This window comes from Delftia sp. PE138 (genome assembly GCF_018320755.1).
GTDB classification, from domain to species: Bacteria; Pseudomonadota; Gammaproteobacteria; order Burkholderiales; family Burkholderiaceae_C; genus Comamonas; species Comamonas tsuruhatensis.
The window spans coordinates 198,489-212,138 of sequence record NZ_JABEPN010000002.1; the positions used below are offsets into that span (position 1 = coordinate 198,489).

The 13,650-nt window shown below is 66.0% G+C and carries 14 protein-coding genes; 9 read left to right on the forward strand and 5 right to left on the reverse strand.

The genetic code is table 11. The features are described from left to right. Positions 1-28: 28 nt before the first annotated feature. The 5 genes from HFGMBDPB_RS09820 to HFGMBDPB_RS09840 are packed head-to-tail and all read left to right on the forward strand — an operon-like array spanning position 29 to position 6,285. Positions 29-1,150, forward strand: a complete 1,122-nt coding sequence (locus tag HFGMBDPB_RS09820; RefSeq protein WP_016446301.1) for an ABC transporter ATP-binding protein — start codon at positions 29-31, stop codon at positions 1,148-1,150. Further along, the gene (locus HFGMBDPB_RS09825) at positions 1,147-2,682 is read left to right on the forward strand and encodes a GMC oxidoreductase (protein WP_212645326.1); all 1,536 of its coding nucleotides are present in this window, start codon (positions 1,147-1,149) and stop codon (positions 2,680-2,682) included. Before HFGMBDPB_RS09820 ends, HFGMBDPB_RS09825 begins: the two co-directional genes overlap by 4 nt. Next, a complete protein-coding gene (locus tag HFGMBDPB_RS09830) occupies positions 2,679-3,464 on the forward strand; it encodes a 3-ketoacyl-ACP reductase (protein WP_016451528.1) in 786 nt (261 codons plus the stop codon). Before HFGMBDPB_RS09825 ends, HFGMBDPB_RS09830 begins: the two co-directional genes overlap by 4 nt. Before the next feature lie 11 nt (positions 3,465-3,475). Beyond that, positions 3,476-5,089 carry a GMC family oxidoreductase gene (locus HFGMBDPB_RS09835; RefSeq protein ID WP_212645327.1) on the forward strand — a complete coding sequence of 538 codons (1,614 nt, stop codon included), beginning with the start codon at positions 3,476-3,478 and terminating at the stop codon, positions 5,087-5,089. A gap of 14 nt (positions 5,090-5,103) precedes the next feature. Beyond that, positions 5,104-6,285 (forward strand): dihydrodipicolinate synthase family protein, encoded by a 1,182-nt coding sequence (locus HFGMBDPB_RS09840; protein WP_212645328.1) that lies wholly within the window; start codon positions 5,104-5,106, stop codon positions 6,283-6,285. An 89-nt stretch (positions 6,286-6,374) separates the two neighbouring features. Here the strand turns inward: HFGMBDPB_RS09840 and argC are convergent, their stop codons facing one another. Continuing rightward, positions 6,375-7,343, reverse strand: a complete 969-nt coding sequence (gene argC, locus HFGMBDPB_RS09845) for an N-acetyl-gamma-glutamyl-phosphate reductase (protein WP_046987747.1) — start codon at positions 7,341-7,343, stop codon at positions 6,375-6,377. A 119-nt stretch (positions 7,344-7,462) separates the two neighbouring features. Here argC and HFGMBDPB_RS09850 point away from each other — a divergent pair, with 119 nt between their 5' ends. Continuing rightward, the gene (locus HFGMBDPB_RS09850) at positions 7,463-8,347 is read left to right on the forward strand and encodes a LysR family transcriptional regulator (RefSeq protein ID WP_017407463.1); all 885 of its coding nucleotides are present in this window, start codon (positions 7,463-7,465) and stop codon (positions 8,345-8,347) included. 129 nt (positions 8,348-8,476) lie between these two features. Here HFGMBDPB_RS09850 and HFGMBDPB_RS09855 read toward each other — a convergent pair whose 3' ends face one another. After that, entirely contained in the window at positions 8,477-8,893 is a 417-nt protein-coding gene (locus HFGMBDPB_RS09855) for a jacalin-like lectin (RefSeq protein WP_074922946.1), read from the reverse strand. A gap of 841 nt (positions 8,894-9,734) precedes the next feature. On the opposite strand from HFGMBDPB_RS09855, the gene HFGMBDPB_RS09860 reads away from it, so the two are divergent. Beyond that, positions 9,735-10,661 carry an NAD-dependent epimerase/dehydratase family protein gene (locus HFGMBDPB_RS09860; protein WP_047327461.1) on the forward strand — a complete coding sequence of 309 codons (927 nt, stop codon included), beginning with the start codon at positions 9,735-9,737 and terminating at the stop codon, positions 10,659-10,661. Then, the gene (locus tag HFGMBDPB_RS09865; protein WP_212645329.1) at positions 10,658-11,353 is read left to right on the forward strand and encodes a type 1 glutamine amidotransferase domain-containing protein; all 696 of its coding nucleotides are present in this window, start codon (positions 10,658-10,660) and stop codon (positions 11,351-11,353) included. The genes HFGMBDPB_RS09860 and HFGMBDPB_RS09865 overlap by 4 nt, the downstream gene beginning before the upstream one ends. A gap of 25 nt (positions 11,354-11,378) precedes the next feature. Here the strand turns inward: HFGMBDPB_RS09865 and HFGMBDPB_RS09870 are convergent, their stop codons facing one another. Then, positions 11,379-11,873: a MerR family transcriptional regulator gene (locus tag HFGMBDPB_RS09870; RefSeq protein ID WP_212645330.1), complete on the reverse strand. Its 495-nt coding sequence runs from the start codon at positions 11,871-11,873 to the stop codon at positions 11,379-11,381. 302 nt (positions 11,874-12,175) lie between these two features. On the opposite strand from HFGMBDPB_RS09870, the gene HFGMBDPB_RS09875 reads away from it, so the two are divergent. Further along, positions 12,176-12,667 carry a hypothetical protein gene (locus HFGMBDPB_RS09875; RefSeq protein WP_016446290.1) on the forward strand — a complete coding sequence of 164 codons (492 nt, stop codon included), beginning with the start codon at positions 12,176-12,178 and terminating at the stop codon, positions 12,665-12,667. Between the two features lie 88 nt (positions 12,668-12,755). Here the strand turns inward: HFGMBDPB_RS09875 and HFGMBDPB_RS09880 are convergent, their stop codons facing one another. Together HFGMBDPB_RS09880 and HFGMBDPB_RS09885 are read right to left on the reverse strand one after the other, a co-directional pair. Further along, complete coding sequence (locus tag HFGMBDPB_RS09880) at positions 12,756-13,364, reverse strand: DUF4337 domain-containing protein (protein WP_034366698.1); 609 nt, start codon at positions 13,362-13,364, stop codon at positions 12,756-12,758. 100 nt (positions 13,365-13,464) lie between these two features. Continuing rightward, the gene (locus tag HFGMBDPB_RS09885; protein ID WP_013801983.1) at positions 13,465-13,644 is read right to left on the reverse strand and encodes a DUF2256 domain-containing protein; all 180 of its coding nucleotides are present in this window, start codon (positions 13,642-13,644) and stop codon (positions 13,465-13,467) included. Positions 13,645-13,650 lie beyond the last annotated feature (6 nt).

Consider the following 13,650-nt stretch of genomic DNA (forward strand, 5'->3'; position numbering starts at 1 on the left):
TGCCCAGCATCTTGCAGTGAGGCATTCCATGGCATTCCTTGATCTCGACCGCATCCACAAGCGCTTCGGCGCGGCCAGCATCCTGCAGGACATCAGCATTGCCGTGCAGGAGGGCGAATTCCTGGTCCTCGTCGGCCCGTCGGGCTGTGGCAAGAGCACGCTGATGAACATCATCGCGGGCCTGGAGCCGCCCAGCGGCGGCCGTCTGGCGCTGGGCGGCCGCGACATCACCCACGCGGCGCCGGCCGAGCGCGACATCTCCATGGTGTTCCAGTCGTATGCGCTGTACCCCAACATGACCGTGGCGGGCAACATCGGCTTTCCGCTGGAGATGCGCAAGGTGGACAAGTCGCGGCGCCTTGCGCGGGTGCAGGAGGTGTCCAGGCTGCTGCAGATAGAGCACCTGCTGGGGCGCAAGCCGCGCCAGCTGTCGGGCGGCCAGCGCCAGCGCGTGGCCATAGGGCGGGCGCTGGCGCGCGAGCCGCAGCTCTACCTGTTCGACGAGCCGCTGTCCAACCTCGATGCCCAGCTGCGCGTGGACATGCGCGCCGAGATCAAGAAGCTGCATCAGCGCCTGGGCGCCACCATCATCTATGTCACGCACGACCAGATCGAGGCCATGACCCTGGCCACGCGCATCGCCGTCATGAAGGGCGGGGTGCTGCAGCAGCTGGGCACGCCGCAGCAGGTCTACAACCGGCCGGCCAACACCTTTGTGGCGGGCTTCATGGGGTCGCCGCGCATGAACCTGCTGCCTGCGCGCGTGGGTGAGTGGGCGGGTGAGGGGCAGGGCGGTCCCTTCCTCGATATCGGCGGCCAATCCCTGCCCCTGCCCCTGCCGCAGCCGCTGGCCACCGCGCTGCAGGGCCATGCGGGCCGCGAAGTCATTGCCGGCATACGTGCCGAGGCCGTGGGCCTGGCGCCCGAAGGCGTGCCGGCCGCCCCCGGCCAGGGCCTGGCCGAGGCCCGCGTCGAACTGCTGGAGCCCACCGGATCGGACACGCTGGCCCTGCTGGAGCTCGGTGGCCATGCGTTCACCGCGCGGCTGCCGCCCGATGCGCCGTTGCGCGCCGGGGACAGGGCACGCCTGCTGATCGACCTGTCTCGGCTGGTCTGTTTCGATGCCGCCACCCAGGCGCTGATCGCATGACCGCCATGGCGCACAACGGGCTGGACTGCGATGTGCTCATCATCGGCTCGGGCGTGGGCGGCTCGGCCGTGGCCCTGCAACTGGCGGGCAGCGGTGCGAGCGCATGGGTGCTGGAGCGCGGCCCGGTGCTGCCGCGCGAGGCGCAGAACTGGGACATCGAGGCCGTCTTCGCCGAAAGACGCTACCAGACCGACGAGGTCTGGTACGCCAGCGGGCGGGCGTTTCGGCCCGGCATGTTCTATTTCGTGGGCGGGCACACCAAGTTCTACGGCACGGCCATGCTGCGCTTTCGGCAGCGCGATTTCGAGGCGGTGGAGCATGAGGAGGGCATCTCGCCCGCCTGGCCGCTGCGCTATGCCGATCTCGAACCCTGGTATGCCCTGGCCGAGCAGCTGTTCGGCGTGCGCGGCCAGGGCGGCGCCGACCCCACGGAGCCGCCGCGCAGCACGGCCTATGCCCATCCCCCGGTGCCGCACGAGCCGCTGCTTTCGCGCATCGAGCAGCGCTTGCGTGCCCAGGGCCTGCGGCCGTTTCCCATGCCCTGCGCCATCGACCTGGGACCGGGCGGGCACTGCCGGCGCTGCGCCAATTGCGACGCCGTGCCCTGCATGGTGGGGGCCAAGGGCGATGCCGAAACCTGCCTGCTGCGGCCTGCGCTGGCGCACCGCAATGTGCGGCTGCACACCGGCGTGCGCGTTCAGCGCCTGCTCACCGATGGGGGCGGGCGGCGCGTCGTCGCGGCGGAGGTGGTGGACCGCGGCGTGGCGCGCCGCATCACGGCGGGGCTGTTCGTGCTCAGTGCCGGCGCCATCAACTCGGCGGCCCTGCTGCTGCGCTCGGCCAATGCGTGGCATCCGCGCGGCCTGGCCAATGGCAGCGACGTGGTGGGCCGCCACTACATGACGCACAACACCACGGCCCTGATGGCATGGCACCCGTTCAGGCGCAACCGCACGCGCTTTCCCAAGACGCTGGCGCTGCACGACTTCTATTTCGGCGACGGCGCGGGCGGCCCGCCGCTGGGCAGCCTGCAACTGCTGGGAAAGATCCGCGAGCGCATGCTGCGTGCCGCCCTGCCGGGCAGCCCGAGGTGGCTGCGCAGCGCGCTGGCCGAGCGCAGTGTGGACTGGTACGCGCAAAGCGAGGACCTGCCCCACCCCAGCAGCCGCGTCACGCTGCGCGCAGACGGAGCCATCGACCTGCACTGGCACCGCACCAACCTGCGCGCCCACCAGCGTTGGGTGGCGCGCTGCGCCCAGATACTGCGCGGCACCGGCTACCCGCTGGTGCTGTCGCGCGGCTTCGGCACCGAGGTGGTGTCGCACCAGTGCGGAACGGTGCGCCTTGGGAGTGATCCGGCCACCTCGGCGCTGGACCCGCAGTGCAAGGCCTGGGAGCTGGACAACCTGTATGTGGTCGATGCGGGATTCTTCCCGTCCTCGGCCGCAGTCAACCCCGCGCTGACCGTGGCTGCCCAGGCCCTGCGCGTGGGCAGTCACCTGCGTCACCACCTTCAGGAGCTGCTGCCATGAATCCGCAATCGACGGCACGGCGCCCCGTGGCCCTGGTCACCGGCGGCAGCCAGGGCATAGGCGCCGCCATTGCGCTGCAACTGGCGCACGACGGCTTTGACGTGGCCATCACCACGCTGCAGGACGATGGCGCCAGTGACGGCGCCAGCGTCGCGCAGATCCAGGCCTGCGGCGCGCGTGCGCTGCGTGTGCGCGGCGACCTGGCCGACGTGCACGACCACGCTCGTGTACTCGATGCGGTCTGCGCCTGGGGCGGTGTGCCGTCCTGCCTGGTCAACAACGCAGGCATGGGCTCGCCGCGCCGCGGCGATCTGCTGGACATCCGCGCCGAGGACTTCGACCGGGTGATGGCCACCAACCTGCGCGGCAGCTTCTTTTTCACGCAGGCCGTGGCGCAGCGCATGCTGGCTGCGCCTTCGGGCGCTGCGCGGTCCATCGTCACCGTGTCCTCGGTCAGCGGCGAGATGGCGTCGGTGGAGCGCGGCGAGTACTGCCTGTCCAAGGCCGGCCTGGGCATGCTGACGCGCCTGTTCGCGCTGCGTCTGGCGGCGCACGGCATTGGCGTGTTCGAGCTGCGCCCCGGCATCGTCCGCACGGCCATGACGGCGGGTGCTGCCGATCGGTACGACGGCCTGATCGCTGCGGGCCTTGTGCCCATGGGCCGCTGGGGCCGGCCCGAGGACGTGGCGCAGGCCGCCAGCGCGCTGGCCAGCGGCAGGCTGGCGTTTGCGACGGGGTCGGTGCTGCATGTGGATGGCGCGCTCTCCATCGCGCGGCTGTGAGGAGGATGACCATGGACAGCTATGACTACATCATCACGGGCGCGGGCTCGGCCGGCTGCGTGCTGGCCAACCGGCTGAGCGCCGACCCCTCGGTGCGCGTGCTGCTGCTGGAGGCCGGGGGCTGGGACTCGCATCTTCTGTACCACTGGCCTGCGGGCTTTGCGCGCATGACCCGGGGCCGGGGCTCCTGGGGATGGCAGACCGTGCCGCAGCGGCATCTGAACCAGCGCGTGCTGCGCTACACGCAGGCCAAGGTCATCGGTGGCGGCTCGACCATCAACGCCCAGCTGTACACGCGCGGCGTGCCGGCAGACTATGACGACTGGGAGCGCCTGGGCGGCGCCACGGGCTGGTCCTGGCGCGACGTGCTGCCGTACTTCAAGCGGTCGGAGAACAACCAGCGCTTTGCCAACGAGTACCACGGCTACGGCGGCCCGCTGGGCGTGTCCTGCCCCGTCAGCCCGCTGCCCATCTGCGAGGCCTTCTTCCAGGCCGGCCAGGAAATGGGTATGCCCTTCAGCCCTGACTTCAACGGCGCCGCGCAGCAGGGCCTGGGCTACTACCAGCTCACGCAGTGGAATGCGCGCCGTGCGTCGGCCGCCACGGGCTTCATCGATCCGGTGCGCATGCGCCGCCCCAATCTGACCATCCAGCTGCAGACCCAGGCGCTGCGCGTGCTGGTGCAGGGCAGGCGCGCGGTTGGCGTGGAGGTGGTCTCGGGCACCAGCCGCACGCCTTTCAGCGTGCACGCCAGCCGCGAAGTCATCGTCTGCTCGGGCGCCATAGGCTCGCCCAGGCTGCTGATGCACTCCGGCATAGGCCCTGCCGACCATCTGCGCAGCGTGGGGCTTGCGCCTGTGCATGACCTCCCTGGTGTCGGCTCCAACCTGCAGGACCACCTGGACCTGTTCGTGATCGCCGAATGCACGGGCGACCACACCTACGACAAATACCGGCGCCCCTGGCACGCGGCCTGGGCGGGCCTGCAGTACCTGCTGCTCAAGAAAGGGCCGGCCGCCTCCAGCCTCTTCGAGACCGGGGGCTTCTGGTATGCCGACCCCGATGCGCTCGCGCGCTCGCCCGACATCCAGTTCCATCTGGGGCTGGGCTCGGGCATAGAAGCCGGAATGACCGGGCTGGAGAACGCGGGCGTGACGCTGAACACGGCCTACCTGCGCCCCCGCTCGCGTGGCACGGTCCGGCTCGCGGATGCAGACCCGGCGTCGGCGCCCTTGATCGATCCCAACTACTGGGCCGACCCCCATGACCGGGCCATGTCCATCAAGGGCCTGCGCCTTGCGCGCAAGCTGCTGTGCCAGCCCGCGCTGCGGCGCTACGTGCACGGCGAGGTATTGCCGGGCGGACATCGGGACAGCGATGCCGAACTGTCTGACTACGCCTGCGCCCATGCCAAGACCGACCACCATCCCGTGGGCACCTGCCGCATGGGCCCCGAGCACGACCCGGACAGCGTGGTGACGCCGCAACTGCAGCTCATCGGCATGGAGGGGCTGCGCGTGGCCGATGCGTCCGTGATGCCCTTCATCCCCTCGTGCAACACCAACGCTCCCACCATCATGGTGGCCGAGAAGGCTGCCGACCACATCCTCGGCCGACGGGCTTGAGGCAGGAGACCCCCATGCAGATCCTCCTTCCCCGAAGCGACGGCCGTCTCGTGCCACTGGCCATGAAGGCCAGTCCCATCGCTCCCGCGGGCCCGGCCCCTGCCTTCAACCGCAGCGTCTACGCAGCGGCCCATGTGGTGATCGACCCGTTGGCCGCCACGCATCCCTGGGATGGTCCGCCTGCCATCGATTGGGAGGCAACGCTGGCCTTCCGCGAGCATCTGTACCGCCTGGGCTTCAAGGTCGCCGAAGCCATGGACACGGCCCAGCGCGGCATGGGCCTGGACTGGCCATCGGCACGCGAACTCATCCAGCGCAGCGCGCGCCATGCGCGGGCAGTGGGCGGCCAGCTGGCCTGCGGCGCGGGCACCGACCAGCTGGCGGCGCAACCCGGCGTCACGCTGGCACAGGTCGAGGGGGCCTACCGCGAGCAGATGGACGTGGTGCAGGCCGAAGGCTGCCCCGTGGTCCTCATGGCCAGCCGCGCCCTGGTCCAGGCCGCGCGCGGCCCGCAGGACTATCTGCAACTCTATGACCGGCTGCTGGACGCGGCCGACCAGCCCGTGGTGCTGCACTGGCTGGGCGAGATGTTCGACCCTGCGCTGCGCGGCTACTGGGGCAGTACGGACCTGGCGCAGGCCCTCGATACCGTCGCCGCGCTGATCGCAGCGAAGGCGCCCAAGGTCGAAGGCATCAAGGTATCGCTGCTCGATGCGCAATGGGAGAGGGCGCTGCGCCGCAGGCTGCCTGCGGGCGTGAAGATGTACACGGGTGACGATTTCCACTACGCCGAACTCATGGCCGGCGATGGGACGGCAGCCGGTGAGGGCGGCCACTCCCACGGCCTGCTGGGCATCTTCGACCCCATCGCCCCGGTGGCGGCCGTGGCGCTGGCCGAACTGGCCCAGGGCCGCAGCGGGCGCTTCCGGGAACTGCTGGATCCCACGGTGGCGCTGTCGCGCGAGATTTTTTGCGCGCCCACGCGGCATTACAAGGCAGGCATCGTGTTCCTGGCCTGGCTCAATGGCCACCAGAAGCACTTCTCCATGGCCGGCGCAATGCAGTCTGCACGCGGGGCCGTGCACTTTGCCAAGGTGTTCGAGCTGGCCGATGCCTGCGGTGCGCTGGCGGACCCGGAACGGGCCAGCGCGCGCATGAAAAGCTATCTGTCGGTGGCCTGTGGCGTCGAGGCTTGAAGCAGTATTGCCCGGATCTTGCCCCGTCTTCCCCAGGCCGGCAGCTCACACCGCACTCACTCCACGCTCACACCAGGCTCACACCAGGCTCACACCAGGCTCAGGGATTCATCGCATCCTGGCTGCAGCATCGGCTGCAGCCCGAGCATCAGATCAAGGTTCTGCACCGCCGCGCCGGCGGCGCCCTTGCCCAGGTTGTCGAACACGGCGGTCAGCAGCACCTGCTGCTCCTGCGGCTGTCCGAACACCGCGAGCCGCATCCGGTTGCTGCCATTGAGCGCACGCGGATCGAGCCGCTGCGCATCGGCGTCCTCCTCCAGGGGTTGCAGCTCGATGCACGGCTGGTCCTGGTACCGCGCCTGCAGCGCAGCGTGCAGGCTGCGGGCGGTCACACCGGCGGGCAGCAGCCGCAGATGCAGGGCGATGGTCAGCACGATGCCTTGCCGGTAGTGGCCATAGGCCGGCACGAACACCGGCGCATGGGCCAGGCCGGCATGCTGCTGGATCTCGGGCACGTGCTTGTGGTGCAGTCCCAGGCCATAGACCTGCAGGGGCACGGCAGTCGCGGCGGCAGCGCCCTCATGGTCCAGCAGCCCTGCGCGGCCCCGTCCCGAATAGCCCGATACCGCGTGAATGGCCAGCGGATAGTCGGGGGGCAGCAGGCCCGCGTCGATCAAGGGCCTGAGCAGTGCCAGAGCACCTGTCGGATAGCAGCCGGGATTGCTGACGCGCCGGGCATGGGCGATGCGTTCAGCCTGGCCTGCCTCCAGTTCCGGCAGGCCATAGACCCAGCCCGGCGCGGTGCGATGCGCAGAACTCGCATCGATCACGCGCACGCCGGGCCGGCGCACCAGCGCCACCGCCTCGCGCGCAGCCTCGTCCGGCAGGCACAGCAAGGCGATGTCGCAGTCGTTGAGCGCCTCGGCCCGGTGCGCCGTGCTTTTGCGCTGGTCGGCCGGCAGTTGCAGCAGGCGCAGGTCGGTCCGATCCGCCAGCCATTCGCGCACCTGCAGGCCGGTGGTGCCTTGGTCGCCATCGATGAAAACAAGAGAGGTCATGGGTTGCTCCGATTGGGTGTGGAGCGCATGGTGCAGCGCCTGCCGCATGCAGGCCAGTTGAATCTGACAAACTACGGATTCATGATTCCTGAATTGCTGGCAACCTGGGACACCGCACCATGCGCGAAATCAATCTGGACCGTCTGCGCACCCTGCTGACGGTGGCCGACCTGGGCTCGTTCGCCGCCGCCGCCAAGGTGCTGCACCTGGCGCCGCCCACGGTGACGCTGCATGTGGCGCAGCTCGAAGAGCGTCTGGGAACACGTCTTTTGCACCGCGCACCGGCCGGCGTCACCGCCACATCGGCCGGCAGCCTGCTGATAGACAAGGCGCGCCAGCTCCTGGCCGAGGCCGATGATCTCCTGCAGACCGTGCAGCGCCAGATCGCCACGCGCGGGGGCCGCGTGCGCCTGGGCGCCTCCACCGGCGCGCTCGCACACCTGCTGCCCCAGGCACTGGAAACCCTGGCCGCCCGGCATCCCGAGATCGATGTGCAAGTGGCGGTGATGACCAGCGAGGAGGCCCTGGCGCGCCTGGCTGCCGGCAGCCTGGACATCGGCATCGTTGCCTTGCCGCAGCCCGTGCTGCGCGGGCTGCAGGTGCAGGCCTGGCGCCAGGACCCCGTGCTGGCCTTCATCCCGGCCGCCTGGAAGCCTCCGCGGCACATCACGCCCGCCTGGCTTGCAGCCCGTCCGCTGATCGCCAACGACCGTGGCACCCGGCTGTCGCGCCAGACTGCCGAATGGTTTGCCGCAGGCGGCGCCCGGCCGCAGGCACGGATCGAGCTGAACTACAACGACGCAATGAAGAGCCTGGTGGCGGCGGGCTACGGCGCCGCGCTGCTGCCCCACGAGGCCGGCGCACCGCAGCCTGACCCCCGCATCACCACGCGGCCCCTGCGGCCGGCACTGTCAAGGGCGTTGGGCATCGCGCATCGCAAAAGGCCGGATGACGACGCGACGACGGTGACGATTGAGGTTTTGATGGGGATGCGGGGGCGTTGACTTTGCTGATTGATGCCTGATTGACAGCAGGAATCCATAGAGCCGATGAGCGGACTGGAATAAACCTCGGCTTCATCCCAGTCCGTTTCGGTGCCTTGTTGATGCGATGGCACCATCACCGGCTTGACACTACGCTGGAATGAAAACGCCTATCGCGTCAACATTTGTGCCGGAACGACCAAAGAATCCACCCGCTGCTTCAGCAGGAATGGGGCCGAAGGGTTTCCCTCCGTCGCCTCCGTAGGGGCCGTAGGACTTCTTGTTGGTGGTAATGGTCAGGGAATCAATTCGACTTCCGCTTCGCCCTTGTATCGTAACGATGTGCTCGTTGCTGCCAAACTCGATCACAGTTTCTTCGCCGCCCCCGCCACCATGGCGTGCACCAGTGAGTTGTGTTCCGTCTGTCAGAAGCCATGTGGTTTGGATGGCATCGACTCTGGCTCCATGCCTGATCGAAATCCTCACAATTCGAACCACTTGGGTCAGATCATCGGAAAATTCGTCTCCACCCTGACCGCCGACTTGTTGACTTTTCTTGTAAGGCATATAAATCTCCGTTGTCAATCGCCCTTGGTTTTTTGGCTTCTACGGGGCGATGTTCATAGAAGCATAAGGCTCGAAAGCCAGAAGCTGGATTCAATGATTGGCCGAATGGCGACAATGGTCGTAGTGCGCTTCCAGTGCAAATGAGGTGCGGGCGACAAGAGCACGCTCTGACGTTCATTGACCAAACGATCCCTCAGAAATGCGCGAAGTCAACACGATTTGATTTCTGGATCTCAATAGCGGTACATCCAGTTTTTCGCCCTGTCATTGCGATCGCCATGGCAATATTTGCCACTGCCATCATCAGAGGTCTTCAGGCCATTCATTGCTGGCGTTTCATTCTGTCACATTGAATAAGCGGCGTCCATCGGAAGTTGTCAATTCAATCGTTGGATTGAGAATGGCTTCTTCTTTTCAATGGTGGTGGTGCATTCTGATGGCATCAAATAGTTGCTGTACACACATTGCTGCCATTGCTCTCATTGCACCCATTGCACCCATTGCAGCAATTGATGGCGGTGTGCGGTGGCAGTCTTGATAAAGCCGACAAGTTCGGACCACAGATGAGCAACCGCAAAGAGGCAAGTCCGCCATCGCGGCTCATGCACAGGCGCTGCCGACCCGAACCGGGCCTTCACCAGGTGCACCAAAGCAGGCCGCAGTGTCCAGGCTCCAGGCTCCCCGACATGATGGAAGTGCCGGGTTTCTTCAGACAGCCAGCGAGTCGGCAGGGGGCTTCGACCTGATATCAGGGACCTGCAGTTTTGCCACTTGACCTTCAACTCAACTTGAAGCTTAAGCTCCTTATCCTCTCATCACACAAGATGCTGCAAGGATCGATATGCAAACCATTTTGGGCGCCAATGGCCAGATCGCTGTGGAGCTGGCGCGCGAGCTCCACCGCAACTACACCCAGAACCTGCGCCTGGTCAGCCGCAAGCCGCGCAAGGTGAACGATACGGACGAGCTGGTGTCCGCCGACCTGATGAATTCCGCGCAAACCCTGGAGGCCGTGCGTGGCAGCGAGGTCGTGTACTTCACCGCTGGCCTGCCACCAGACACCGAGTTATGGGAGGGGCAATTTCCTGCCATGCTGCGCAACGCGCTCGATGCCACGCGGGCAGCGGGGGCCAAGTTTGTCTACTTCGACAACACCTACATGTACCCGCAAACCGCGCAGCGGCAGACCGAGGAAACCGCCTTTGCCCCGGTGGGCCGCAAGGGGCGCGTGCGCGCCTTGATGGCCGAGATGGTGCTGGCCGAGATGCAGCGCGGCGATATCCCCGTCGCCATTGCCCGCGCGCCAGAGTTCTACGGCCCCGGCAAAACCCAAAGCATCACCAACACCCTGGTGATCGGCCCGCTCAAGGCGGGCCAGAAGGCCAAAGTGCCGGTGCGTGACGACAAGCTGCGCACCCTGATCTGGACGCCCGATGCAAGCCGCGCCATGGCAGCCATTGGCAATGCGCAAGATGCGTATGGTCAGACATGGCATCTGCCTTGCTGGGACGAGCGGCTGACCTATCAGGCCTTTGTGAACCTGGCGGCTGCAACCTTTGGGGTTGAGCCGCGCTACAAGGTACTGAGCCACCTGGCCATGGTGGTTGCTGGCTGGGTCTCCAAGCCCGTGCGCGAACTGCGTGAACTGCTGCCACGCTACGCGCACGACAATGTGTTTGATTCGTCCAAGTTCAAGCGCCGCTTTCCCGACTTTGCTGTCACCAGCTATGCACAGGGCCTCAAGCACATCGCGCAGGAGTCATCATGAGTACGCCACGTATCTTGCATGTCGTCACCAATGTCGCTCATTACGACGACCCTGCGCACGCCACAGGGCTGTGGCTGTCGGAGCTGACCCATGCCTGGGATGTGTTTGCTGCGCAAGGGTATCTGCAGCAACTGGTGAGCCCGCTGGGTGGCGCCGTACCGCTGGAGCCGCGCGCACTCCAATGGCCGCACTTCGATGCTTCGGCCAAAGCCTGGCTCGATGATCCCGCGCGCATGGCCCTGCTGGCGAACACTGCGGCACCTGCCGATATCGATGCGAACGATTTCGATGCCATCTACTTCACCGGAGGGCATGCGGTGATGTGGGATTTTCCCGATAGTGCGGGGCTGCAGCGCATCACACGCAGCATCTGGGAGCAAGGTGGCATCGTTGCATCGGTTTGCCACGGCTACTGCGGCCTGCTCAATACGCAGCTCAGCGACGGCTCTTTGCTGGTCGCGGGCAAACGGGTCACGGGTTTTTCATGGACGGAAGAAATCCTGGCCGGAGTGGCCCGGTCCATGCCCTACAACGCCGAGCAGGAAATGAAGATGCGCGGTGCGCGCTATCAGAAAGCCTTGCTGCCTTTTATGTCGTATGTGGTGGCCGAGGGCCGCCTCATCACCGGGCAAAACCCGGGGTCGGCCAAAGCGACTGCAAAGCAGGTGGTGCAGGCTCTGGCAAGGCGCTAGGGCCGCGTTCCAAACTGCCGCAGGCCTATGCCGCGCTTGCCCGCTTCTTGTGTCCGGTGCGCATGAGCTTGCCCATTTTTTCTTCAGCCGCTGCTTCAGAGGCCAGGGATTCGGATTGCCGGGCCAGTACATGGGAGAGCACACGGCGTGCGTTGTCATGGCAATCCATGTTGTCTGGCCGCGCTTCAATATCGGACAACAAAGCCTGCAACTGCTTTTTGCTGGTTTGCAGCTTTTTCTCCATGGCCTTGATATCGGCAATTTTTTGGCGCAGCGCGCCTACGACGGCCTCATGGTCCCAGCCTTGCAGGCCGGGCGGCAAGAGTGCACGAATTTCATCCAGGCTGAAGCCCACGCCTTGCGCCATCGCAATCAGCTCCAGCATCTGCACCATCTCAGGCGGATAGCTGCGGTAGCCATTCGCGCCACGCTCAGCCGCTTGCAGCAGGCCGCTTTGCTCATAAAAACGAATGCGTGATGTGGACAGGCCTGTGCGTTTGCTCAGTTCGCCAATGTTCATACGTGACCTCGGCAGGGATGCCTTGACCTTCAATAAGACTTGAAGCTTATCGCATTCGCAAGCCCTTCGCTCCAGCGGCAATTTGCGGCGAGCGCGACGTGCAAGCGAGGCAACCTGACGCAGCTCGGTCAGCCGCTGATGACCAGCCTGCACGCCTGCTTTGACTGCCGTGGCTACCGTATCTGCCGGGTGTCATGGCCCCGTGGAAGCCGCCGCTTGCGCAATAGACCCCTGCGCGCGAACTGTATGGATGGACAGTAGAATTTCGGGCTCGATAGTTTCCACAAGGGAAAGGTCTGGACATGTCCGCAGAACTCGAACAAGAAGTCGTCTCAATCTTCGAAGACCGCCTTTGGCATCACAACGGCTGGGAGGCCCGCGTCATCAAGAATGAAGACGACGATGGCTGGGCCGTTGCCATGACCCAGGACGGCCAGGCGGAGCCAAGCCTGGTCGGCCCGTGGACCATGGGCCGCGACAAGAAAAATCCCAAGCCGCTGGACGTTTCCGCCTTCAACACGCTCGTGAAGACGGCGCACGAGGTGATGCGCCGGCATGAGCAGCATCTGGCAGCGCAGTTGCACAAGGATGTGCAGATCGTGGTGGGCGGGTCACGCGTGACCGTCTCTCTGGATATCGAGCCCGATGAAGACAATCCCAGCGCCACGCTCACCGCCACTGCCGCCGACGGCAGCGAGCTGGCCAAGGTGGGAGTCAGGCCGGACCATCAGCTCACCCGGACGTCTGCGCAAGCCTGGGCAGAGGCAGGCTACCCCCGTCCCAGCGAGGACTGAGCCGCGGGCAAGGCCGGGGAATCGGGGGGGGCTGTTTCACAGCTGCCTTCCAAGGCGGATATGCGGCTTTGCGGCTTTGCCACACGCTCTAGATGTGCAGCATGGCCAGCCCGCCCACGCCAAGGCCCAGCGCTGCCACGCCGAGCATGGCGTATTCCAGCCATTTCTTCTTGGTCAGCAGCGCGATGGCTGCAAGGGCAATGGCGACCTGCAGCGCGGTGGTGGCCTGCGCCCAGCGGTGATGCAGGTGCATCTGCATCTCGGACTTCTCGTCCCATTGCCGGGCCTCGGCTTCCAGGCGGTCGGCATCGCGCTTGATGTCGTCCTTTTCCTTTTCGTAGCGCTCCACCTTGGCCTGGTAGGCCGCCCGCCTGTCCTCCGTGGTCGCCAGATCACGCGCGAACTCGGACAGCGATTGCTTGGTGCTCTTGGCCTGGAAGAAGGCCCACTGGTTGGCCGCTTCGGTCTTCTTGATGGCTGCGTCGTTCTTGTACAGCCCGGCATTGGCCTGGGTGGCGCCGCCCATGTACGCGAAGATGGCGCCCACCGTGGCGATGACTGCCGTGCACATGGCGATCTGGTTGGTCAGGCTGCCGCCGCCGATGCCGTGATGGGCGGTGTGGCCATGCTCGCCCTGGGCAGCATGTTCGAGTTCGTGATCGTGTGGGCCGTGGACGTGAAAGCCGCCGGAAGACATAGGTGCCAATTCCTTGATGCAATGGGGTGGCGCATTATGGGGCCGGCCTTGCGGCAATCCAGGGCTCCCAGGATGTGCTGGCGCATGGCCCGCTTGGAGGTCAGCGCCTTGGCTGACGGCCTGCAGATGGGGGAGTGGGATCAGGCGGCAGTCGCGCGGTGCGGCAGCGCTGCGAGCAGTATTTGACCTCGTCCCAATCACGTGCCCATTTTTTGCGCCATGTGAACGCAAGACCGCAGCACGCACACAGCTTGGAGGGCAGGTGGGGCTTCTTGTGCATGGTGCG